The organism is Pseudomonas sp. W2Oct36 (assembly GCF_041060465.1).
In the GTDB taxonomy this organism is placed as follows: domain Bacteria; phylum Pseudomonadota; class Gammaproteobacteria; order Pseudomonadales; family Pseudomonadaceae; genus Aquipseudomonas; species Aquipseudomonas graminis_B.
On the sequence record NZ_JAUERW010000005.1, the window covers coordinates 43,782 to 67,511 of the forward strand.

Consider the following 23,730-nt stretch of genomic DNA (forward strand, 5'->3'; position numbering starts at 1 on the left):
CTCACGCGGTGACAACGGTGGCGCCCAAGGCCTCGACGATCTGACTCAACGTCGTCGACTCACCGTTGAGGCGAACCCGCAGGCTGTCGATTTCCCGGCGGGGCGGATAATGCTTGCGCAGGGCATCGAAGGCCAGGCGCTGGCTCTGGGCATCCCCCACCAGACTGCGGCGGAAATCCGCGTCATCGCGGCGCGGATCGTACACGCCGCGACACAACGTGTTCAGCGCCCAGACCGGGTCCGTGGCGGCATCCAGCGTGACCTCGGCCAGCCACGGCTTGGGCAGCAGATCTTCAAGACGGATGCTCGCCGGTTGCTCAAGGTGCGCGCACAGGGCCTGATAGATTTGCGCCGTGCCGCGCTGCCTGCCGTCGAGGCTGTAACCGGCGATGTGGGGCGTGCCGATGACGCACAGCTCGGCCAGCTCGACGTCGACCGCCGGTTCCTGCTCCCAGACATCCAGCACCGCTTGCAGGTCTTCGCGCTCCAGCAACACTTGGCGCAAGGCGGTGTTGTCGACCACCGGGCCACGCGCCGCGTTGATCAGCCAGGCGCCGGGCTTGAGCTGTTGCAAGCGGGTGCGGTCGAACAGGTGCCAGGTGGGCGTGTCGCCGGTTTTATCCAGCGGTGTGTGCAGGCTGATCACATCGCAGCGGGCAATGATCTCGTCGAGGCTGACGTAATCGCCGCCCTCGCTGGCCTGACGCGGCGGGTCGCAGACCAGGACGTTCCAGCCCAGGCCGCGCAACACCCTGATCAAGCGACCGCCGACCTGCCCCGCGCCGACCACGCCGTAGGTGCGACTAGCGAGGCCGACGCCTTCGATTTCCTCGAGGGTCAGCAGGCTGCCCAGCACGTAGTCCACCACGCCGCGGGCATTGCAGCCCGGGGCGCTGGACCATTGAATGCCGGCTTCTTTGAAGTAATCGAGGTCGAGGTGATCGGTGCCAATGGTGCAGGTCCCGACGAATCGTACGGGCGTGCCTTCGAGCAAGGCGCGGTCGACCCGGGTCACCGAGCGCACCAGCAGGATATCGGCATCGGCGACGGCGGCACGGTCAAGGGTGCGGCCCGGGTAACGCTGGATATCACCGAGTCCGGCGAAAAAGGCGTCGAGCAGGGGAATGTTTTCGTCGGCAACTATGCGCATGTCAGGGCTCCTGGAGTGGCCGCAGTGTAGGCGCCAGCGCCCTGTCGAGCCAGCGTGATGCGCAACGCGTCAGCGAGCAGGTCGCAAATCAGTAGAGTTTCTTGCGGATCCAGTACAGAAACTCGCCGTCGCCCGCCTGTTTATCCACCAGTTCGTGGCCGAGGAAGACACAGAATTTCGGGATATCCCGCTGGGTGGACGGATCGGTGGCGATCACCTTGAGCAGGCCGCCGGGCGGCAGGTCGCGCACCTTCTGGTGCAGCATCATGACCGGCTCGGGGCAATTGAGGCCGGTGGCGTCGAGCACGGCATCGACGGCGGGCCTTTCAATGGAATCAGACAGGGGGGCGATCGAATCAGACATGAGGGGGCTCCGGAAACAGGCCGGCATTGTCGCCTAATCGGTACATGCCGCCAATCGGCACTTTGCCTCGGCCCCTTCGCGAGCAAGCTCGCTCCCACAATAGGGCAGATAGCCGCCAACCTTACGCGACACAGACTGTCAACTACGCTGCTGCCTACAAACTTTGTAGGATTCTGCGACATCTTGGCGTTTGGTCATCCCGGACCCGGCACGTATGATCCTTGACATTTCTCCGCAGATTAGAAGCCTATGTCCCTGATAGTTCTACTGCTTCTGCCTTTCATCGGCAGCTGTCTGGCGGCGCTTTTGCCGCACAACGCACGCAACAGTGAATCCCTCCTCGCCGGCCTGATCGCCTTGATCGGCGCGGTGCAGGTCGCACTGTGGTATCCGCAGATCGCCCACGGCGGGGTCATCCGAGAAGAGTTTTTCTGGCTGCCCAGCCTGGGCCTGAACTTCGTCCTGCGCCTGGACGGTTTTGCCTGGCTGTTCTCGATGCTGGTGCTGGGAATCGGCGCGCTGGTGTCGCTGTATGCGCGTTATTACATGTCGCCGGACGACCCGGTGCCGCGCTTCTTCTCGTTTTTTCTGGCGTTCATGGGCGCCATGCTCGGACTGGTCATGTCCGGCAACCTTATTCAGATCGTGTTTTTCTGGGAGCTGACCAGCGTCTTCTCGTTCCTGCTGATCGGCTATTGGCACCACCGCGCCGACGCCCGACGCGGCGCTTACATGGCGCTGATGGTCACCGGCGCGGGCGGCCTTGCGCTGCTGGTGGGGATGCTGCTGCTCGGGCACGTCGTCGGCAGTTATGACCTGGATCGCGTGCTGGCTTCAGGCGATGCGATTCGCGCCCACGCGCTGTACCCCGTGCTGTTGACGCTGATCCTGATCGGCGCGCTGAGCAAGAGCGCGCAATTCCCCTTCCACTTCTGGCTGCCCCACGCCATGGCGGCCCCGACACCGGTGTCGGCGTATCTGCACTCGGCGACCATGGTCAAGGCCGGGGTGTTCCTGCTCGCGCGCCTGTGGCCATCGCTGTCGGGCAGTGAGCAGTGGTTCTGGATCGTCAGCGGCGCGGGGGCGTGCACGCTGGTGATCGGCGCCTATTCGGCCATGTTTCAAAACGACCTCAAGGGCCTGCTGGCCTATTCCACCATCAGTCACCTGGGGCTGATCACCCTGCTGCTGGGCCTGAACAGTCCACTGGCCGCCGTCGCGGCGGTGTTTCACATCCTCAACCACGCCACGTTCAAGGCCTCGCTGTTCATGGCGGCGGGGATCATCGACCACGAAAGCGGCACCCGCGACATCCGCAAACTCAGCGGGCTGATCAAGCTGATGCCCTACACCGCGACGCTGGCCATGGTCGCCAGCGCATCAATGGCGGGGGTGCCGCTGCTCAATGGCTTCCTGTCCAAGGAAATGTTCTTCGCAGAAACGGTGTTCATCACCTCAACCGACTGGGTCGAGATCGCCCTGCCGGTGATCGCCACGATCGCCGGGATCTTCAGCGTGGCGTATTCGCTGCGCTTTACCGTCGACGTGTTCCTCGGCCCGAAAGCCACGCGCCTGCCTCACACGCCCCACGAGCCGCCGCGCTGGATGCGCCTGCCGGTGGAATTGCTGGTGCTGGCGTGCCTGATCGTCGGCATTTTTCCCACGCACTCCGTCGGCCCGTTGCTGGCCGCTGCGGCACAGCCGGTGGTGGGGGGTGAACTCCCCGAATACAGCCTGGCGATCTGGCACGGGCTGAACGCGCCGATGATCATGAGCCTGATCGCCATGGCGGCTGGCATCGTTCTGTACCTGCTGCTGCGCGGCCCGATCAAGCGCAAACAGGTCAATGGCCCGCCGCTGATGTGGCGCCTGAACGGCAAGCGCATGTTCGAGCGCGTGCTGGTGTGGAAGATGCGCGGCGCCCGCCGACTGATGAGGCTGCTGACCACACGTCGTTTGCAGGCGCAGCTGTTTCTGATGGTGCTGGCCGCGCTGGTCGCCGGTTTCGTGCCGATGTACGAAAGCGGACTGAGCTGGGGCGATCGACCGAAGATCCCGGGTTCCGGCGTGTTTGTGATGCTCTGGTTGATCGCCATTGCCTGCGCCATCGGCGCCGCCTGGCAAGCCAAGTACCACCGTCTGGCGGCCGTGACCATGGTCAGCGTCTGCGGGTTGATGACCTGCGTGACCTTCGTCTGGTTTTCCGCGCCGGACCTGGCACTGACCCAACTGGCGGTAGAAGTCGTCACCACGGTGTTGATCCTGCTCGGCCTGCGCTGGCTGCCGCGACGTAACGAAAACGTGCCACCACCGTCCCAGGCGCGACGCCGGGCCAAGGTGCGGCGGATCCGCGACTTCGTCCTCGCCGTGGCGGTGGGTGGCGGCATGGCGGTGTTGTCCTACGCGATGCTGACGCGGCCGACGCCGAACGCCATTTCCGAGTTTTACCTGAGCCGTGCCCTGGCCCAGGGCGGCGGCACCAATGCGGTCAACGTCATGCTCGTGGACTTCCGTGGCTTCGACACCTTTGGCGAAATCACCGTGCTGGCCGTGGTGGCGCTGACGGTCTTTGCCCTGCTGCGGCGCTTCCGCCCGCCGAAAGAAAGCATCGCCCTGCCGGCGCAACAGCGCTTGCTGGCCCGTGACGTGGTCACCGATCTGGTCAATCCGCGTCACGCCGCCGATACCGCACTGGGCTTCATGATGGTGCCGGCGGTGCTGGTGCGCCTGCTGTTGCCGGTGGCTTTTGTGGTCTCGATGTACCTGTTCATGCGCGGGCATAACCAGCCGGGCGGCGGTTTCGTGGCCGGGCTGGTCATGTCAGTGGCGTTCATCCTGCAATACATGGTGGCCGGCACCCAGTGGGTCGAGGCCAACATGAGCCTGCGGCCGTTGCGCTGGATGGGCACCGGGCTGTTCTTCGCGCTGGCCACGGGTCTGGGCTCGATGGCCCTCGGTTATCCGTTCATGACCACCCACACCGCGCATGTGGTCCTGCCGATACTGGGTGACCTGCACATCGCCAGCGCGCTGTTTTTCGACATCGGCGTGTACGCGGTGGTGGTCGGCTCGACCCTGTTGATCCTCACGGCGCTGGCTCACCAGTCGGTGCGCAGCCATCGCCCGACCTCGCTGCCGCAGCCCATTGAACCGGTCCCGGCCGATAGCCCGATTTCACAAGGAGCCATCTGATGGAACAAGTCATCGCCATTGCCATCGGCGTGCTCGCCGCCTCCGGCGTGTGGCTGATCCTGCGTCCACGGACCTTTCAGGTCGTGATGGGCCTGTGCCTGCTGTCCTACGGCGTCAATCTGTTTATCTTCAGCATGGGCAGCCTGTTCATCGGCAAGGAGCCGATCATCAAGGACGGCGTGCCCCAGGACCTGCTCAATTACACCGATCCCCTGCCCCAGGCGCTGGTGCTGACGGCCATCGTCATCAGCTTCGCCATGACTGCGCTGTTCCTGGTGGTGCTGCTGGCGTCGCGCGGTCTGACCGGCAACGACCACGTCGACGGCCGGGAGCTGGGTGAATGAGTGTGATGAATCAACTGATCGTCGCACCGATCCTGCTGCCGGTGCTAACCGCTGCGCTGGTGCTGTGGCTCGGCGAGAAACACCGCCCGCTGAAAGCGCGGATCAACCTGTTCTCCACCGGACTCGGCCTGGCGATCGCCATCACGCTGATGATCTGGGTGCAGAAGACCGGCACCACCGGCTCCATTGGCGTGTACCTGCCGGGCAACTGGGAGGCGCCATTCGGCATCGTGCTGGTGGTCGACCACCTGTCGGCGCTGATGCTGGTGCTGACCGGCATCGTCGCCTTCTGCGCCCTGCTCTTCGCCCTGGCCCGTTGGGACCGCGCCGGCGCCAGTTTCCACGCGCTATTTCAGATTCAACTGATGGGGTTGTATGGCGCCTTTCTTACTGCCGACCTGTTCAACCTGTTCGTGTTCTTCGAGGTTTTGCTGGCGGCATCTTATGGCCTGATGCTGCACGGCTCGGGCCGCGCGCGGGTATCGGCGGGCCTGCATTACATCACCATCAACCTGCTGGCTTCGTCGTTGTTTCTGATTGGCGCGGCGCTGATTTACGGCGTCACCGGTACGCTGAACCTGGCCGACCTGGCGGTGAAAATTCCTCAGGTGCCGGAGGGCGATCTGGGCTTGCTGCACGCGGGCGCGGCCATTCTGGCAGTGGCGTTTCTGGCCAAGGCCGGCATGTGGCCGCTGAATTTCTGGCTGGTGCCGGCGTATTCCGCCGCCAGCGCACCGGTGGCGGCGCTGTTCGCGATCATGACCAAGGTCGGTTTCTACACGCTGCTGCGGCTGTGGACGCTGCTGTTTTCCGGTCAGGCCGGCGCGTCGGCGTTCTTCGGCGGGGACTGGCTGATCTGGGGGGGCATGGCCACCGTGACCGTGGCGGCGATCTCAGTGGTGGCCGCCCAGCGCCTGGAGCGCATGGCCAGTCTGAGCATTCTGGTGTCGGCGGGGATCCTGCTCTCGGCGGTCGGTTTCGCCCAGCCGAGCCTGACCGCAGGCGCACTGTTTTATCTGGTCAGCTCGACCCTGGCGCTCAGCGCGATGTTCCTGCTGGCGGAGTTGATCGAACGCTCACGCTCGGCCAATGACATCGCCCTCGACGAGGACGCCGACCAGTTGCCCAAGGCGCTGGAGTCGTTGCACCCGGTGCCGGGGACCAATCTGGATGACGAGCAGAAAGCCGTGGTCGGCCACGTCATCCCCTGGACCATGGCGTTTCTGGGCCTGAGTTTCATTGCCTGCGCACTGTTGATCATCGGCATGCCGCCGCTGTCGGGCTTCCTCGGCAAGCTGACACTGATCAGCGCCCTGCTCAATCCGCTGGGCCTTGATGTGGCGAAGGCCGAGGCCATTCGCGGCGACAGTTGGACGCTGGTGGCACTGCTGATTATTTCCGGACTGACGTCGCTGTTTGCCTTCGTGCGGGTCGGCATCAAACGCTTCTGGACGCCCCAGGAACATGCGGCGCCACTGCTGCGGCTCAACGAATGCCTGCCGATCGCCTTGCTGGTGGGCTGCGCCATCGTGCTGACGTTCAAGGCCCAGGCGCTGTTGCATTACACCCAGGACACCGCCCAGGCGCTGCATGACCCGCAGCAATACGTGCTCTCCGTCAAGGCAGCCAGGCCGATACCGGGGCCCGCTTCGGCAGCGGCGGAGGTGCAGCCATGAAGCGCCTGTTTCCCGCGCCACTGTTGTCGCTGTCGCTGTGGGGGTTGTGGCTGTTGCTGAACCTGTCGCTGAGCCCGGGCAATCTGCTGCTGGGGGCCCTGCTCGGCTTTTTCGCGCCCTATATCTTCGCGCCGTTGCGCCCTTCGCCCGCGCGAATCCGCAAACCCGGCGTCGCCCTGCGTTTGTTCTTGCTGGTGGGCCGCGATGTGGTGGTGTCCAATCTGGCCGTCGCCTGGGGCGTACTGCGCGCGGGCCGCCGTCCACCGCGCTCGGCCTTCGTCAAGGTGCCGCTGGACCTGCACGACGCCCACGGCCTCGCGGCGCTGGCGATGATCTGCACGGTGGTGCCGGGCACGGTCTGGTCTGAACTGGCGCTGGATCGCAGCGTGCTGCTGATGCATGTGTTCGATCTGGACGACGAAGCGGCCTTCATCGAGCACTTCAAGAGCACGTACGAACGGCCACTGATGGAGATTTTCCAATGAGCGCCCTGCTCACAAACGCGATTCTGTTTACGCTGTCGGTGTTCACCCTCGCCATGGTCCTGACCTTGATCCGCCTGTTCAAAGGCCCGTCGGCGCAGGACCGGGTGCTGGCGCTGGACTACCTGTACATCCTGGCGATGCTGATGATGCTGGTGCTAGGGATTCGCTACGCCAGTGACACCTACTTCGAGGCGGCGCTGCTGATCGCACTGTTCGGCTTCGTCGGCTCATTTGCGCTGGCCAAATTTCTGTTGCGCGGCGAGGTGATCGAATGAATTCGCTGCAGGTTCTGCCGTTCTGGGTCGAAGTGCTGACCGCCGTCCTGCTGGTGCTGAGCAGCCTGTTCGGGCTGATCGGCGCGCTGGGTCTGTTGCGCATGAAAGACTTTTTTCAGCGCATGCACCCGCCCGCCTTGGCGTCGACCCTCGGCGCGTGGTGCGTGGCGCTGGCGTCCATCGTCTACTTCTCGGCCCTGAAGGAAGGTCCCGTGCTGCACGCGTGGCTGATCCCGATCCTGCTCGCCATCACCGTGCCGGTCACCACCTTGCTGCTGGCGCGCACCGGACTGTTTCGCAAGCGCATGGCCGGTGACGACGTGCCACCTGAAGTCAGCGACGGCAGACAGCAAGGGCATTGATGCTGTGCCATTGGCGATAGCCGGGCGCACGCATGCCCGCCACCCATCGCTTGTGGCGTGGGGGGATGTGGGCGCGTTCCGTGTGCAGGTGTGTTGAAGCGCGGTGCTTACTCGCTGGCTTTGAACGTCAGCTCGCCCTTGCGCCATTTCGCGGCTTTGGCGGTGGCGGCTTTGAGGACTTTGCTCAGGCCGGACTCAATCTGCTCGTGGGCGGCGAACACCATGAAGATGCTGTGGGACTCTTTGAACACGATGCCCTGGCCTTCAGGCACTTCGACAAACGCGTATTCGCCCAGACCATAGATGGTCATCCTGATGTCGCGAAAGCGGATTTCGAATTTGCCGCCTTCGCGGCTGGGCAATACCGCGGCACGGAAGTGGTCACCCACTTTCAGCTCCAGACCGGGTTTGTCATCGACCACCAGTGCGGTGTCGGTGTCGATCTCCGACATGTAAATGCCTTCAGGGGATTGTTCGATGACGTAAACGAATCGCGCCTGGAATAGCTTCACCAACTTCGCGCGCACGTCGCCGAGCACGAATAACGCGTGGGTATCCAGATTACCTACTGCCAATGTACAAACTCCCAACCAGATAGGAACTCGCCCGGACAGCGGACCGGGCGAGAAAAAAACGAGAAATGGTGCGTCCTGAAGCCGGACGCTGGCGTGGGTACGGATTCTACCGGCAGTCAGTCTATACGGGCTATATCCCTTTCGTCCGCTGCGATGACGTTTTTGCCGCCATACGATGTTTCGGTGGGGCTGACCCGACACGGCAAGACGCCATCGGATGTTTGAGTGGGGTGGATTCACCCCAGTAAAGAGCCATGCGATTTTTTTTAGCGGGACCGGCTTCAGCCGGGAAGAGGCCTGATCGGGCAACCTCATTTTCGCGGTGTGACACCTGACGCCTTCCCGGCTAAAGCCAGTCCTACTAAAAGCGCGTGGTGTGTCAGTGGGGCTGGTTCACACCATTAAACAGCCATACGATGTTTTCGTAGGACCGGCTTCAGCCGGGAAGAGGCCTGATTGGGCACCCTCAATTCTGCGGTGTGACACCAGACGCTTTCCCGGCTAAAGCCAGTCCTACTAAAAGCGCGTGGTGTGTCAATGGGATTGGTTCACTCCAATAAACAGCCATGCGATGTTTTAGTGGGACCGGCTTCAGCCGGGAAGAGGCCTGATTGGGCACCCTCAATTCTGCAGTGTGACACCTGACGCTTTCCCGGCTAAAGCCAGTCCTACTAAAAACGCGCGGTGTGTCGGCGGCTCTTCAGGCAATCAGTTAGAACTCTTGCCTGCCGCGCGTACTCCCATGCAGCAGAAGGTTACTCACTGACACGCCAATCCGGGTCCTTTACCCGTTCGGGAGAAAAAATGGAAATCATGACGCCGTCGCTTGAAATGTTGTTCGAACAACTGGGGCTGGAGTCCGATCAGGCCAGCATCGACGCATTTGTCGCCGCGCACCAACTGCCGGAAGGTCAGAAGGTCTCCGAAGCCGATTTCTGGACGGAGAATCAAGCCGGACTGCTCAAGGAAAAAATTCAACTGGATGACGATTGGGCGCCCATCGTTGACGAGCTGAATGTGTTGCTGCACACGCCGACCTGACCCGGCGCACGTGTGAAAAAGGCGGCCCTTCGAGGCCGCCATTTTTTTGCCTGATCCGCCATTATCGTGCCCCAACCCCTCAAGGCAGCCCGGTCACTGTGGATAACCGGGCTGGCCGACATTGGAAAACATCTGCCGCCCATTCCGCGCAGGCGCGTGCACAAAAAGACCATCCACCAGCGCATCGCGTCGGGCGTTGTTCCAGTGCGCCGAGCGATGGATGTAGCGCTGATGCAACAGCGTCAGCTCGGCGTCGTTCAGCACCCCGCCCTCTCCTTTTGCATGGCTGATCAGCTTGGCGGCGATGGGACGCAATTCTGGTGGCAGGGTGATTTCTGCGGAATCACGGATCGGCAAAAACGGCACACCTTCGTCACTCGCCAGGGTGTGCATGAGCCGCAGGTAAACGTGGGCAAGGTGGTTGTAGACGCGGCGTTCCAGCGTCACCGTCGCGACCACCGTTTTGACCCCGCGTGAGCTGCTGGCAAACCGTTCGAAACATTCAACGCCCAGCGAAGCGCTCTCATCGGTGGGGTCGAGCAGACGCCTGGCGTCGAGGGTGGACAGCTCGGCGTGGGCCTGCAGCCAGGCGTCCGTTTCGTCGTAGGGCGTGTTGACGCAAACCAGGCTGCGGCGTGGCCGGAACAGCGACACCTTCTCGACTTCCTGGGGCTGGTAGCCGCCGCCGATGTCCGAATGGCTGCCGGGCAGCACGATTTCCCGGGGCCAGTCGGGCTTGACGCTGTTTAGGACGAAATTGCGCCGATGCTCATCGCCGGCCACCAAATGCAGCACCTGCTGCGCGCACCCGGGCGGCAGAAACAGATTGACCCGTTTATTGACCGCATCCCGAACGCTGCCCAGATCGGAGATCCCACCGACGGCGGCCACGGTGTCGAACAGCCCGATAACCTTCAACCGTACGCTGCCGCTGGCCCATGAGAAGCTGTCCGACAGCGGCAGTTTGCGTGGGTCCAGAACCGGGTCCAGCGCGCCCCGGGATTTTTTCAGCACTTCGTTGGCCAGATGCCGGGCCGAGGCCGCACCCCGACTGAAGCCAAACACGTCCAGTTCCAGCGCACCGATGACACAACCCGGGTTATCGCTTTCAAACATCTGAAGTTCGTCGGCGAGTTTTTTGATGCCCCGCGACACTTTTGCCACCACGCCGGTGGTGCCGCGACCAAAGCCCTGGCCCGACACGCGTGAATCGCGCCCGCCAGAGGTAGTGCCAACGCCGCTGACATACACCGCACCATATACATACAGGCCGTCGGCTTTAATGATCGCCTTGCGCTGTTGCTTATATAAGCCGGCCAGTCTCGCGATATTGGTGGGGCTGTTGCTGTAACTGCTGCCGGGGTCAGTGTGTCGGCCACCACATTCTTTTATATGCACGCCGCCATAGACTTCCGCCATGGCCTGGCAGTCGGCGCCTATCTGGCTATTGACGCGATTATTACCGGTCCCGTCGAAGAACACACCGAGACGAACGGTGACTTCCGGCGCGTCGGTGCGGGAATCGGCCGACGCGTGAGTGATAGTTTTCTTTGTCATTTGATTCATCCGTGAGTACTGACATGAGTCCCGAACAGGCATTTACATATTCGGACATATACTCACAGGATGATCGCAGTTAACGTCCCGTCAACCGATGGAACTGCACTTCAGACGCTTCCTACTTCAATATCGGACGTTTAAATAATTGAAGGGCCTTAGTCTCACAACTAACGCTCCGCGAAGAGCTGCAAGCTTCAAGCGGCAAGCCACAAGACCCCCGATCACTGCTCACTGCTCTTCACTTGAAGCTTGTCGCTTGCAACTCAGTCCTCAGCTTTTCTCCGGCCTATAGCCCAGTCGCAGCCCGCCCCAATGCCGGCCCTTGACCATGACAGGCACGGAAAGATCGTGCATCAGTTCGCCGGTATCGCGGGTGTAGGTCTGCAACAGAACCGGCTGCTGGTGACTGCCGCAGCGAATCCCGGTGCGGTCGTCGAACTTGCGCTTAGTGCGGTTGTTGACCGCGTCGACTGCCGTGTCGCCCGTCAAAGGTCGGCTGAACGCCTTATTGTGGGTCGGCACGTAGCCTTGCTGGGTGCAGGCGATGGCGAACACCAGCCCCTCATGACGGGTCAGCAGCGGTTCCTGAATCGCCGGCAGCGTCTGGTCGGTGTAGCGGTCGAAGCGCGTCTGGTACTTGGCCGGCGAGGTGTTGGCGATGGGCTGATAGGTGCGGTCGAACAGATCGGTCAGGCTGACCCGGCCCTGATCGATGTCCTCTTCGAACGTGGCGGCGATCTGGCTGGCGCCTTCGCGGGCGAGGTCGTAAATGCGCTGGTGATAGTCATCCAGACCGACCTGGGCCAGGCGTTCGCTGATGGTTTCCGCCTGCTCCTCCATCTGCAACGCCGATTGCGCCAGACGCCGGGTCTGGTCATCGCTGACGGCCAGGTCGCTGCGCATTTGCTCGACGGCCACGAACAGGCTGCTCAATTGCGCCTGATTGGTCTGGGCGCCCCGCGCGATCTCACCCACTTGCTGCTCTACGCCAACCGCCAGCTGAGCGATGCTCGCCAGTTGCTGACCGGTGGATTCGACCTGCGCCACGCCGCCACTCAGGTCGCCCGACAACTGCCGGATCTGCTCGACCACCTGACGGGTGCGCTGCTGGATATCAACGACCATCTCCCCGACTTCACTGGTCGCCGTCGCCGTACGCCCGGCCAGCCCGCGCACTTCATCGGCCACCACCGCAAAGCCACGGCCGTGTTCGCCGGCCCGCGCGGCTTCGATGGCGGCGTTGAGGGCGAGCAGATTGGTCTGGCTGGCGATGGACTGAATCACCGCCGTCACACGCTGAATGTCTTCGCTGCGCTGGCTGAGCGCTTCGATCAGTTCACGGCTGCTGTCGGCCCGCTCACTGAGTTGGTGCATCAGGCCGATGGAAGCGTTGAGGACGTTGAGCCCGGCGCCGCTGCTCTCCCGCGCCTGGCTGGCGGCCGTCAGCGCTTGCTGGCTGAGGGTCGACGTGGCGCGCTCGGTAGCGATCATCACATCGGCGCTGCTGACGATCTGCTCGGCCGCGTTGACCTGAGACTGCAGCTTGCCCGCCAGTTGCCTGACCGAAAACGCCACGGCCGCAGCAGACAACGCGTTGTGACTGGTGCTTCGGGACAGGTCCCGGGTCAGACGCGTCATGGTGTCTTCGCCCGCCTCTCCCGCCGCCACCGGCGTTCGGCCGGCGAACAGCGGCGGCAACCACAGAATCAACAGCGCGACGGGCAGGCACACGTAAACGGACACATGGCCCCACGCCATCGCCGCAAACAGCAGGCACAAGCCAAGGCTTTGCAGGGCGGGCGTCAGCCAGCGCGAACCGGTGACGACCTGACTGTCGACGGCCGCGTGCGCGGGGTGGGAGGGTGTTGCTGCGTGACGACCTTTCGCATCCATGTCCGGGACCTGCCCTGCTTTCATTATTGTGAAAGCATTAAACGCCCAAATAGCGGCCATGCGCCATGAGTCATTGGTGGTAGTCGGTCGGAATGTGCTGCGACGGGGGGCTATACAGTAGGCGGTTGAACGGTGCGCAAGGGAACGGCTCGACCACCCGTTGCGGGCGGTCGAACCCGATGGATCACGCCTGACGCTGGTGGCGGTCGATCTGCTCGTGACGTTCCTGAGCTTCGATGCAGTACTTGGTGGTCGGGCTGATCAGCAGGCGCTTGAGGCCAATCGGCTCGCCGCTGTCTTCACACCAGCCAAAGCTGTCGTCAGCGATGCGGCTCAAGGCCATTTCCAGCTGAGGCAGCATGCGCTGATCGCGGTCAATCACGTTCACCAGCCAGTGGCGCTCTTCTTCCACGGAAGCGGCGTCGGCAGGGTCAGCCGGGGTGTCCAGGCTTTCGATCGCGATACGGCTCTGCTCGATGCGCTCGTGGATTTCGACTTTCATGGCTTGCAACAGGCCGACGAAGAACGCGTGCTGCTCGGCGTTCATGTAGTCATCGGCCGGCATCGCCAGCAACTTTTCCTTGGTCATTGATTTCTCTATAAAAAAACGTGCATTAAGGCGATCTCAAAGGTGCGCCTCAACCTGGCATTAAACGCGCCGTAGTCTCGAAGCGCCGCTTGGCACTCAATTTACGAGGGGCGGCAGTCTAAGGCCGGGTTCGGTACTCGGCAACATAATTGATCAGGATTCGTCCAACAAGGGCCGCAATACCCGGTGGCATTGGGTCGCGCCGGGGATTTGATCGCACCCTTCACCCGGCCCAGGCGTCCTCGAAACGAGGCAGATGGTGTCTGACCGACCGTGGCGTGATCGGTTCAAACCGATGAAAAACGAAAAGGGCCTGCAATGAGGCCCTCTTTGATGACGCCTGAACGACTCAGCGCTTGAGCTTGCGCTTGTTGCGGTACTGATCGATGACCACGGCGACGACAATGATCAGGCCCTTGATGATGTCCTGCACGTAGGCATCGACGCCGACGAAGGTAAAGCCGCTGGCCATGACCCCGAGGATCAGCGCGCCGATCACCGTGCCGGTGATCCGCCCGACGCCACCGGCCAGGCTCGTGCCGCCGATCACCGCCGCCGCGATGGCGTCCAGCTCGTAGGAAACGCCCATGCCGGCCTGTCCGGTGGCCGCCCGTGCCGACGCCACCACCCCGGCCAGCCCGGCCAGCAGACCCGCGATGCTGTAGACGATCACCAGATGCCGCTTGACGTTGATCCCCGAGGTGCGCGCCGCCTGCATGTTGCCGCCGATGGCGTAGGTGTATTTGCCGTACTTGGTGTAGCGCAGGGCGATGTGAAAGATCACCGCGACGACCAGAAAGATGATCACCGGCATGGCGCCCTGGCCGATCGCGGTGTAGGAGTCATTCAGCATGCTCACGGGTTGGCCGCCGGTGTAATAGCGCGCCAGCCCCCGCGCCGAGACCATCATGCCCAGCGTGGCAATGAACGGCGGGATGCCGGTGATGGCGATGATGCTGCCGTTGATCGCCCCGGCGAGCAGCCCCACCCCAAGGCCGGCGATGACGGGCGCCCACACCGGCAGATCGGTCAGCGACGGAAACACGGCGCGGGTGTAGTCCGACGATTGCGCCAGGCTGGCGGCAATCATCGCCGACAGCGCCAGCACCGAACCTGACGACAAGTCGATGCCGGTGGTGATGATGACCTGGGTCACGCCGATGGCCAGCAGGCCGATGATCGACACCTGCAGAATCATCAGCACCAGCCGCTGGGAATTCATCAGAAAGCTCTGATCGCGGACGATCCACCCGAACAACTCGAAGATCAGACCAATGCCGATCAGCACCAGAAAGATGCTCAATTCGGTGGGCAGCCGGCGCTTGTGCTTGCGGGGCGCCAGTGCGGGTTTGTTTTCCAGCATCGCGTTCATCTTCATGTGTGCCTCTTGTTCTTGTGCGACCCGACTGGGGCAGTGTGACTGGGGCGTGGTGCAGTGCTTGAATCGGAGCGTCAATAGCCCGAGATTCAGTGGACCGGGTTTCCGGACGCCAGGTGCATGACCCGCTCCTGGGTGGCCTCGGCGCGGTCGAGGGTGCCCATCATTTCGCCTTCGTGCATGACCATGACCCGGTCGCTCATCCCCAGCACTTCCGGCAGTTCGGAAGAAATCATGATCACCGCCATGCCCTCGCTGGCGAGCAGGGAAATCAGCCGATAGATCTCGGCCTTGGCGCCGACGTCGATGCCGCGGGTGGGCTCATCGAGGATCAGCACCCGCGGGTTGGTCATCAGCCAGCGCGCCAGCAGCGCCTTCTGCTGATTGCCGCCGGACAGCGTGTCGATGCACTGCTCAAGGGACGGCGTCTTCACCCGCAGCTTTTTGCACATGTCTTCGCACAGCACGCGCAAGGCTTTCTGGTGGACAAAACCGTTGCCAGCGTAATGGGGCAGCACCGCCATCTCCATGTTTTCCAGCACCGACAGGCACGGAAACAGGCCGCTGAGCTTGCGATCCTCGGTGAGCAACGCGAAGCCCTTCTCGATGGCGAAGTGCGGGTCGCTGACACGGATCGGCGTGCCGTCGAGGAGGATTTCCCCGCGCGTACTGGGGGTGATGCCGAAGATCGTTTCAGCGACATTGGTGCGCCCCGAGCCCATCAGCCCGGCGATGCCCAACACTTCGCCGGCGTGCAGGTCGAACGACACGCCTTCGAACACGCCGTTGAGCGACAGGTCGCGAACCGACAGCAGCAACTTGCCCACGGGCTGGTCGCGTTCGGGAAACAGCTGGGTGAGTTCACGGCCAACCATCATCGAAATCAGGCTGTCGCCGTTCATGCTGTCGGCCCGCTGCAGACCGATATAGGCGCCGTCCCGGAACACCGCCACCTCATCGGCGATGGCGAACACTTCGTTCATCTTGTGGGTGATGTAGATGATGCCCTTACCCTGGGCCCGCAGGTCGGCAATGATCGAAAACAGATGGGCGACCTCCGTCTCGGTAATGGCGGAGGTCGGCTCGTCCATGATCAGTACGTCGGAGTCGTAGGAAACGGCCTTGGCGATCTCGACCATCTGACGCTCGGCGATGCTCAGGTTGCCGACCATCTCCTCTGGATCGAGGTTGATGCGCAGGCGTCCGAGCAATTGCGCCGTGCAGCGGTGCATCGCACGGTGGTCAACCATGTGCAGGCCGTTAAGCTGCTCGCGGCCGATCCAGATGTTCTCGGCGATGCTCATGTGGGGCATCAGGTTGAGCTCCTGATGGATCATGGCAATGCCCGATTGCAGCGCCGCCAGCGGGGACTGAAACACCACCGGCTCGCCACGCAGGCGGATTTCACCGGTGTCGGGCTGGTAGATGCCGGCGATGATTTTCATCAGCGTGGACTTGCCCGCGCCGTTCTCGCCCATCAGCGCCAGCACGCTGCCGGGCCGCACGCGCAGTTGCACGTTGTCCAGCGCCACCACCCCGGGGAAGCCCTTGCTGATGTTGGTGATTTCCAGCAGATAAGGGTGCTCGGCGTCGTTCGTCGTCCCGGAGACAGGCGAGAGGGTTGAAGCCGAAGCGGTTGTGGAAGCGAACATGGTCACAGGCTCCTCGGTTGACAGGGTCGGCAGAGGCACGGCCAGGCGGTGCTCTGCCGGGTGTCAGTCGGTCTGAGATGAGCGGTTATTTGAAGGTGTTGACGTTTTCCGGGGTGATCAGCTTGAAAGGAATCACGATGGCCTGTTCGGGCAGCGTTTCCTTCTTCGCCAATTTCACCGCCGCATCGATTGCGCCCTCGCCCTGCCCCTTGGCGTCCTGAAACACCGAGACCGAGAGGTCACCTTTCTTGACCGCGCTCAGACCGTCCGGCGTGCCGTCGACACCGGCCACAAATACCTCACCTTTTTTGCCCGCCTGCTTCAGGGCCATGGCCGCACCGATGGCCATTTCGTCGTTGTTGGAGATGACCGCCTTGAAGTCGCGGCCCTGGGTCAGCCAGTCATTGGTGACGTCCATGCCTTTCTGCCGCTGCCAGGCGCCGGTCTGCTCCTGAGTGACCTTGATGTCGGGGTAGTTTTTCAGGACTTCCTTGACGCCCGCCGTGCGGTCGCGGGTCGAGTTATTGGCCAGCTCACCGAGCAAGATGACGACGTTGCCCTTGCCGTCCATTTTCTTGGCCAGGTATTCCATTTGCATGCGCCCGGCTTCCTTGTCGTCGGAGGTCACAGAGGCAACGCCTGCGGGCAGCTTCGGATCGTCCGGACGGCGGTTGACGTAGACCAGCGGAATGCCGGCATCCGTGGCAGCCTTGGTGATCTTCACGGTGGCTTCGGTGTCGACGGGGTTGACGATCAGTGCGTCAACCTTCTTGCCAATCAGCTCTTGCACCTGATCGAGCTGTTTGTTCACGTCATTGCGGCCATCGACAAACTGCAAATCGACGCCGCCCATGGCTTTGACTTTTTTGTCCATGTCCTCGCGCATGTAGGTCAGGTACGTGTCATCGAACTGCGACATGGACACGCCGATCTTCAGGTCGGCGGCCAGGGTGGCGCCGCTGCTCAGCATGAGGGCTAGAGCGAGTGAGGTGAAACGGAGCGGGGTATTCATGAACGGTCTTTCTCCAGATTCTTGTTGTTGTAATGACGGGGATGATGACGGCTGGAGGTACTGACACTCAGCGCGGAGCAGTGCACGCCGTGTCTGAAAGGTGCGCGACCGAACCACCCGATGCGCCGCATACCACAACGCCGCGGCGTTGGACGCAGAGCACATGGGCGATGGTTTCGAGGGCGGATTCGACAGCGGGGGCGGCGTTGATCAATCTGTGGGAAACAGCGCGGGGAATAGCAGGAAGCGCGAGTAAGAAGGGGCGGCAAGCCTTGGCGGCTGATCTGAAGATATTCATTGGCGGTACCTGTCTGCGATTGGCTTTCTTGTTTTTGTGTCGCTCGTTCGGCCTGCTGCCGGGAGACCCGGCACCAGGCGCTGACGGCGATCGTCGGCAACCTGGAAATGACTCTATTGGAAAATAATTTCTACTTCAACAGCTTTTAGAATTAATTTCTATTTTCGGTTTGATGCGCCTCGTTCGGACAATCCGGTGGGTGCAGCGCACTCCCTCGCTAGACATCCGGGTGCACGTCCTACAGCACAACCACCCTGCCCTCCATCGCGCTGATCCTCGCGGCATCCAGCACGCGGGCCGAGGCAACCGCATTGTTTGCATCCACAGGATTACGTCCCTGATTCATCACCGCTTCCTGCCACTGCCGGTAAAACTCGGTCCAGCAGCCACGCTCCGACGGGACCCGCTCGCGGTGCTCGCCCTGCTCGAACCAGCCCCAGCGTCGGTGTTCTTCCACGCCCCAGCGATCGCCTTCGGATCGGGGGGACAACCCGGCCAGTGCGGCAGCTTCCTGACCGTCGAGGCCCTCCACGGTATAGCAGCCCTGTGAACCGTTGACTCGAAAACGCGGGCCCTGGGCGTTTTGCAGGCAGTTGCCCCAGAGGTGCGAAACCACGCCGTTGGCATGGGTCAGTGAAATAAAGAAGCCGTGATCGACCTTTTGCTCCGGCGTCGCGAACTCAAGCTCGGCGTACACCCGCTTCACCGGCCCGAACAGCAGCAGTGCCTGATCCACCAGATGGCTGCCGAGATCGCGGAGAATGCCGCCGCCGCTTTCCTTGCCAACCGAGGACGGCGAATAGCGCTCGACCCGGGACTCGAAGCGGCTGATGTCGCCGAGAACGCCCTGATCGATCAGTTTGCGCACGGTGAGAAAATCCGAGTCCCAGCGTCGGTTCTGGTACACGCCCAGCAGCACGCCTCGGCGTTCGGCGGCGTCTACCAGTTCCTGGGCCGCCTGGGCATCCGGCGCGAACGGTTTGTCGCTGACGACCGGGACGCCGAGTTCGATGGCTTCGAGAATCAAGGCACGGCGGGAGGCCAGCGGCGTCGAGATCACCACCGCATCGACACCGGCCGCGACCAGATCGGCCAGGCTGTCGAAAGCCGGGACTTTGGGGTAATCGTTGCGCAGGTCCTGGCGGCGTTCCGGCGAACGGGTGACCACGCCGGCAAACGTCACGCCGGGCTGGCTGGCAATCAGCGGCGCGTGAAAGTAACGCCCGCCCTTGCCGTAGCCGATGAGTCCGATTTTCATGTGTAAGTCTCCTTGCTAACACCCTGTATCTGGCTCCTACAGGACAAGTATGTCTCTGCAGGATGAAAGCGTTCTCACGGTAGGAGTGAGCTTGCTCGCGATAGCGTTGCGTCCGGTACATATCTGTATCTGACACACCGTCATCGCGAGCAAGCTCACTCCTACAAAGGTCGCATGCATCAATACTGGCGGGCCTTGGCCAACGCCGCTTTTTGCCGCTCGTACGCCTCGGCCGTTGTTCCCGTGGTCGACACCTGCGCCACGCCCACGCGCCACCACGACAGGTAGCCGTGGATCATGGTTTTCGGCAGCACCTTGATGTCGATCAGCGTCGAAACGGTCTGCAGGCGCGCATCGGCCAGTGCCGCTTCCAGCTCTTGGGCGTTGCTGACCTTGTAGGTCTTGCAGCCATAAGCCGCAGCATTCATGGCGAAATCCACCGGCACGAAGTCGCCATCCAGCTGACCGGTCTCGGGATTGCGGTAGCGGAATTCCGTACCGAAACTGCCCATGCCGTTGCCCATCTGCAAATTGTTGATGCAACCGAAGGCCATGTTGTCGAGGAGCACCACGTTGATCTTGCGCCGTTCCTGAATCGACGTGGCCAGTTCCGAGTGCAGCATCATGTAGGAACCGTCACCCACCAGCGCGTACACCTCACGCTCCGGCGCCGCCATCTTCACGCCCAACGCGGCGTTGACCTCATAGCCCATGCACGAATAGCCGTACTCGACGTGGTAACTGTCGACACTGGTGCTGCGCCACGCCCGCTGCAAATCGCCGGGCAGACTGCCGGCCGCCGCGACGATCACCGCGTCTGAGGGCAATTGCTGGTTGAGCACACCCAATACCCGGCTCTGGGTCAGGCACGAACCGGTCATTTCGATGAAATCGCGCAGCACCTGCGGGTCGAGATGGCCGCTGACTTCCGGCTCGAAAGCCTCGGTCTGGTATTCCACGGCGTACAGCCGATCCACTTCCGTGTCCATCGCAGCCCTTGCCTCGCGCGGCTGATCGCCCCACTGCGCGCTGTAGTCCCCCAACTGATCCGACAGGGAGAGAAGCGCGAGGCGCGCATCGGCCAACACCTGCACGCCATCGAGTTTCTGCACATCGAAAGCGCCAACGTTGAGGTTGAGGAATTGCACGTCAGGGTTCTGGAACAGGGATTTGGAGCCGGTGGTGAAATCGCTGTAACGGGTGCCGACGCCGATGATCAGGTCCGCCTCCCGGGCCAGGGTATTCGCCGCCAGGGTGCCGGTCTCGCCGATGCCGCCCATGTTCAGTGGATGGGCGGAGACGATGGCGCTCTTGCCTGCCTGGGTTTCGCTGAATGGGATGCCGAAGCGCTCGGCGAACGCCTGCAACTCGGCGGCCGCACCGGAATAACGCACGCCGCCGCCACAGATCAGCAGCGGCTTGCGTTTGCCTTTGAGCAGCGTCACGGCCTCGTTGAGCATCGCTTCGGTGGGCGGACGGCGGTCGATGCGGTGCACGCGCTTTTGCAGGAATGAATCGGGGTAGTCGTAGGCTTCGGCCTGCACGTCCTGGGGCAGTGCCAGGGTGACGGCCCCGGTTTCGGCAGGGTCCGTGAGCACGCGCATGGCGTTGATGGCCGCGCTCATCAGCTGCTCGGGGCGGTTGATGCGGTCCCAGTATTTGCTCACGGCCTTGAAGGCGTCGTTGGTGCTGATGCTGAGGTCGTGGAACTGTTCGATCTGTTGCAGCACCGGATCGGGCTGGCGACTGGCGTAGACATCGCCGGGCAGCAACAACAGCGGAATGCGATTGGCCGACGCGGTGGCCGCGGCAGTGATCATGTTGGCGGCGCCGGGGCCGACCGACGAGCTACAGGCGTAGACCTTGCGCCGCAGGTGCTGCTTGGCAAAACCCATGGCGGCGTGGCACATGCCTTGTTCGTTGCGGCCTTGGTGGACGATGAGCTCGCCGCTGTCCTGCTCCAGCGCCTGGCCCAGGCCGAGCACGTTGCCGTGACCGAAAATGGTGAACACCCCGGCGACGAACTTGCTCTGCACGCCGTCGACTTCGACGTACTGGTTATCGAGAAACTTCACCAGGGCCTGGGCCATGGTCAATCGAGTCGTGGTCATGCTTGCACCTTGTTGTTATTGGCGGTGATGAAAGCCCTGGGCGCGGTTGGCAGGCTGATCGCGATTTCCTGTGGGTACGGTGGCGCCTCGAAGAGCTTCCCGGCTAAAGCCGGTCCTACTAACAGCGCGGATGCATCCTGTAGGAATGGCTTCAGCCGGGAAGATGTCGATGGCTCCCTTTGTTACTTCGCCGTCGGCATGCTGAATTCCGCGCCCTTGGCGATGCTGTCCGGCCAGCGCTGCATGACGCTCTTGTAGCGGCTGTAGAACCGCAGGCCTTCTTCGCCGTAGGCATGGTGATCGCCGAACAGCGAGCGCTTCCAGCCGCCGAACGAATGCCAGGCCATCGGCACCGGGATCGGCACGTTGATGCCCACCATGCCGACCTTGATGTTGCGCGCAAAGGCCCGGGCAATGCCGCCGTCGCTGGTGAAGCACGACACGCCGTTGCCGAATTCGTGGGCGTTGATCAGCTCCACCGCCGAGGCAAAATCGGGCACGTGGACGATGCCCAGCACCGGTCCGAATATTTCCTCCTTATAGATAGTCATCTCCGGCGTCACCTCATCGAACAGCGTGGCGCCGACGAAGAAGCCCTGTTCCGCCCCCGGCACGGTGAAGTTGCGCCCGTCGACAATCAGCTTCGCGCCTTCCTGCGCGCCCTGGGCGATGTAGCCCTCGACCTTGGCCTTGTGCACCGCCGTGACCAGCGGGCCCATGTCCGAATCGGCGTTCATGCCGTTGCCGACCTTGAGGGCATCGATGCGCGGCAGCAGCTTGTCGATGAGTTTCTGCCCCACGTCACCCACCACCACGGCGATGGAAATCGCCATGCAACGCTCGCCCGCCGAACCGTAGGCCGCGCCGATCAATGCGTCGGCCGCCTGATCCAGGTCGGCATCGGGCATGACGATCATGTGGTTTTTCGCACCGCCGAGGGCCTGCACGCGCTTGCCGTGGGCCGTGCCCTGCTGATGAATGTATTCGGCGATGGGCGTGGAGCCGACAAATGAAATCGCCTCGATGCCCTTGTGCTGCAACAGCGCATCCACGGCCACTTTGTCGCCCTGCACCACGTTGAACACGCCATCCGGCAGGCCCGCCTGTTTCAACAGTTGCGCCATCAGCAGACTCGCCGACGGGTCGCGTTCGGACGGCTTGAGGATGAAGCAGTTGCCGGTGACCAGCGCCATGGGGATCATCCACAGCGGCACCATCACCGGGAAATTGAACGGCGTGACGCCGGCGCAGACGCCCAGTGGCTGACGCAGGTTCCAGTTGTCGATGCCGCCACCGATGTTGTCGCTGTAGTCGCTTTTCAACAGGCTCGGCGCGCCACAGGCGAACTCGACGATTTCAATGCCGCGCACCACCTCGCCCTTGGCATCGGAAAACACCTTGCCGTGCTCGCGGCAGATGATGGCCGCCAGCTCGTCATGGTGCTGGTCCAGCAGCTCCTTGAACTTGAACATGACCCGCGCACGGCGCAGGGACGACTGATCCGCCCAAGCGGGAAACGCCGCCTGGGCAGCGGCAACGGCTTCATCGACGGTCTTCAGTTCCGCCAGCGCGACCCGGGCCTGCACGGCGCCGGTGGCCGGATTGAACACATCGCTGAAACGCTCGGCGCTGTCGTGAATCTGGCCGTTGATATAGTGGCCGATGATCGGGGCAGTGCTCATTGAGGGGCTCCTTCCAATAGATTTACAAATCGAGCAGCCAGCTATGCTGCGGATCGTTATGAAATTGCCAGGCGCGTTTGGGGCCGGCCATCACGTTCAGGTAATAGGATTCGTAGCCGTACGGCACGGTGACCGGGTGATACCCCTTGGGCACCGTGACCAGGTCGTTGTTCTCCACGGCCATGGCCTGATCGATGCTGCGATCGTCGGTGTACACGCGCTGGAACACATAGCCCTGGGGCGGGTTGACCTGATGGTAATAGGTTTCTTCGAGAAAGCTCTGGTGCGGTAAATCATCTGTGTCGTGCTTGTGCGGCGGGTAGCTGGACGAGTGGCCCGAGGGCGTGCGCACCTCCACCACCAGCAACGAATGCGCGGGCTCGGAATCAGGGAGAATGTCGCAGACGTAACGGGTGTTGGCCGCCCGGCCGCGCACGCTGCGTTTCATCGTGTCGGGTGTGATGACTCGCGCCGGCAGGTCTTTGGACGCATCGCCGGGCGCCGCGCACACGGCAATCTGCACCGCGCTCAACGCCGTGACTTCGGCCTCGCTGCCCGGCGGCAGATACACCGCAAAGGGAGATTTGTCCTCGAACACGGACTGCCGATCACCTAGGTTTTCCCAGTTGAAACCGCCCTGCCCCGGCGCCTCGCCGCTGACGCTGATGCGACCGCTGAGCAGCACCAGGCAGATTTCCTTGTCGCCCGCACTCACCGGCAGACGTTCGCCGACGCTCAATCGATGGGCGGAGAAGCCGACGTACGTCAGCACGCCGTCGGCCAGCGCGACCACATCGCGCCCTTCGGCCTTGCTCTTGACCAAGAGATTCATG

At 62.6% G+C, this 23,730-nt stretch carries 20 protein-coding genes; 7 read left to right on the plus strand and 13 right to left on the minus strand.

Annotation, left to right across the window (positions count from 1 at the left end; genetic code table 11):
* Position 1: 1 nt before the first annotated feature.
* On the minus strand, positions 2-1,150 hold the full coding sequence (pdxB, locus tag QWI18_RS09580) for a 4-phosphoerythronate dehydrogenase PdxB (protein ID WP_192134781.1): 1,149 nt from the start codon (positions 1,148-1,150) through the stop codon (positions 2-4).
* Between the two features lie 88 nt (positions 1,151-1,238).
* Entirely contained in the window at positions 1,239-1,514 is a 276-nt protein-coding gene (tusA, locus tag QWI18_RS09585; protein ID WP_369318719.1) for a sulfurtransferase TusA, read from the minus strand.
* A 249-nt stretch (positions 1,515-1,763) separates the two neighbouring features.
* On the opposite strand from tusA, the gene QWI18_RS09590 reads away from it, so the two are divergent.
* The 6 genes from QWI18_RS09590 to QWI18_RS09615 are packed head-to-tail and all read left to right on the plus strand — an operon-like array spanning position 1,764 to position 7,848.
* Positions 1,764-4,706 carry a monovalent cation/H+ antiporter subunit A gene (locus QWI18_RS09590; RefSeq protein ID WP_369318720.1) on the plus strand — a complete coding sequence of 981 codons (2,943 nt, stop codon included), beginning with the start codon at positions 1,764-1,766 and terminating at the stop codon, positions 4,704-4,706.
* The gene (locus QWI18_RS09595; RefSeq protein ID WP_369318721.1) at positions 4,706-5,050 is read left to right on the plus strand and encodes a Na+/H+ antiporter subunit C; all 345 of its coding nucleotides are present in this window, start codon (positions 4,706-4,708) and stop codon (positions 5,048-5,050) included. The genes QWI18_RS09590 and QWI18_RS09595 overlap by 1 nt, the downstream gene beginning before the upstream one ends.
* Positions 5,047-6,726, plus strand: coding sequence for a monovalent cation/H+ antiporter subunit D (locus QWI18_RS09600; protein ID WP_065986225.1), 1,680 nt, complete (start codon positions 5,047-5,049; stop codon positions 6,724-6,726). The genes QWI18_RS09595 and QWI18_RS09600 overlap by 4 nt, the downstream gene beginning before the upstream one ends.
* On the plus strand, positions 6,723-7,211 hold the full coding sequence (locus tag QWI18_RS09605; protein ID WP_369318722.1) for a Na+/H+ antiporter subunit E: 489 nt from the start codon (positions 6,723-6,725) through the stop codon (positions 7,209-7,211). Before QWI18_RS09600 ends, QWI18_RS09605 begins: the two co-directional genes overlap by 4 nt.
* Entirely contained in the window at positions 7,208-7,486 is a 279-nt protein-coding gene (locus QWI18_RS09610; protein ID WP_065986223.1) for a K+/H+ antiporter subunit F, read from the plus strand. The genes QWI18_RS09605 and QWI18_RS09610 overlap by 4 nt, the downstream gene beginning before the upstream one ends.
* Positions 7,483-7,848: a Na+/H+ antiporter subunit G gene (locus tag QWI18_RS09615; RefSeq protein WP_065986222.1), complete on the plus strand. Its 366-nt coding sequence runs from the start codon at positions 7,483-7,485 to the stop codon at positions 7,846-7,848. Before QWI18_RS09610 ends, QWI18_RS09615 begins: the two co-directional genes overlap by 4 nt.
* A gap of 107 nt (positions 7,849-7,955) precedes the next feature.
* On the opposite strand, the gene QWI18_RS09620 is transcribed toward QWI18_RS09615, so the two are convergent.
* A complete protein-coding gene (locus QWI18_RS09620; RefSeq protein WP_192134775.1) occupies positions 7,956-8,423 on the minus strand; it encodes a hypothetical protein in 468 nt (155 codons plus the stop codon).
* Positions 8,424-9,227: 804 nt separating this feature from the next.
* Here QWI18_RS09620 and QWI18_RS09625 point away from each other — a divergent pair.
* Positions 9,228-9,464 carry a DUF2789 family protein gene (locus tag QWI18_RS09625; protein ID WP_192134773.1) on the plus strand — a complete coding sequence of 79 codons (237 nt, stop codon included), beginning with the start codon at positions 9,228-9,230 and terminating at the stop codon, positions 9,462-9,464.
* A gap of 93 nt (positions 9,465-9,557) precedes the next feature.
* Here QWI18_RS09625 and QWI18_RS09630 read toward each other — a convergent pair whose 3' ends face one another.
* The 10 genes from QWI18_RS09630 to iolB form a co-directional block, all read right to left on the minus strand.
* A complete protein-coding gene (locus QWI18_RS09630; protein ID WP_369318723.1) occupies positions 9,558-11,021 on the minus strand; it encodes a DUF2235 domain-containing protein in 1,464 nt (487 codons plus the stop codon).
* A gap of 273 nt (positions 11,022-11,294) precedes the next feature.
* On the minus strand, positions 11,295-12,917 hold the full coding sequence (locus tag QWI18_RS09635) for a methyl-accepting chemotaxis protein (protein ID WP_192134769.1): 1,623 nt from the start codon (positions 12,915-12,917) through the stop codon (positions 11,295-11,297).
* Positions 12,918-13,101: 184 nt separating this feature from the next.
* Positions 13,102-13,506: a TraR/DksA C4-type zinc finger protein gene (locus tag QWI18_RS09640; protein WP_065986217.1), complete on the minus strand. Its 405-nt coding sequence runs from the start codon at positions 13,504-13,506 to the stop codon at positions 13,102-13,104.
* A gap of 349 nt (positions 13,507-13,855) precedes the next feature.
* Positions 13,856-14,878, minus strand: a complete 1,023-nt coding sequence (locus QWI18_RS09645) for an ABC transporter permease (protein WP_065986264.1) — start codon at positions 14,876-14,878, stop codon at positions 13,856-13,858.
* A 95-nt stretch (positions 14,879-14,973) separates the two neighbouring features.
* Positions 14,974-16,536 carry a sugar ABC transporter ATP-binding protein gene (locus QWI18_RS09650; protein ID WP_369318724.1) on the minus strand — a complete coding sequence of 521 codons (1,563 nt, stop codon included), beginning with the start codon at positions 16,534-16,536 and terminating at the stop codon, positions 14,974-14,976.
* A gap of 85 nt (positions 16,537-16,621) precedes the next feature.
* Positions 16,622-17,548 (minus strand): sugar ABC transporter substrate-binding protein, encoded by a 927-nt coding sequence (locus tag QWI18_RS09655; protein WP_065986215.1) that lies wholly within the window; start codon positions 17,546-17,548, stop codon positions 16,622-16,624.
* A 536-nt stretch (positions 17,549-18,084) separates the two neighbouring features.
* Positions 18,085-19,104, minus strand: a complete 1,020-nt coding sequence (locus QWI18_RS09660; protein WP_192134767.1) for a Gfo/Idh/MocA family protein — start codon at positions 19,102-19,104, stop codon at positions 18,085-18,087.
* A gap of 179 nt (positions 19,105-19,283) precedes the next feature.
* A complete protein-coding gene (iolD, locus tag QWI18_RS09665; protein WP_369318725.1) occupies positions 19,284-21,215 on the minus strand; it encodes a 3D-(3,5/4)-trihydroxycyclohexane-1,2-dione acylhydrolase (decyclizing) in 1,932 nt (643 codons plus the stop codon).
* Between the two features lie 182 nt (positions 21,216-21,397).
* The gene (locus QWI18_RS09670; RefSeq protein ID WP_369318726.1) at positions 21,398-22,897 is read right to left on the minus strand and encodes a CoA-acylating methylmalonate-semialdehyde dehydrogenase; all 1,500 of its coding nucleotides are present in this window, start codon (positions 22,895-22,897) and stop codon (positions 21,398-21,400) included.
* Between the two features lie 22 nt (positions 22,898-22,919).
* Entirely contained in the window at positions 22,920-23,729 is an 810-nt protein-coding gene (iolB, locus tag QWI18_RS09675) for a 5-deoxy-glucuronate isomerase (RefSeq protein WP_369318727.1), read from the minus strand.
* Position 23,730 lies beyond the last annotated feature (1 nt).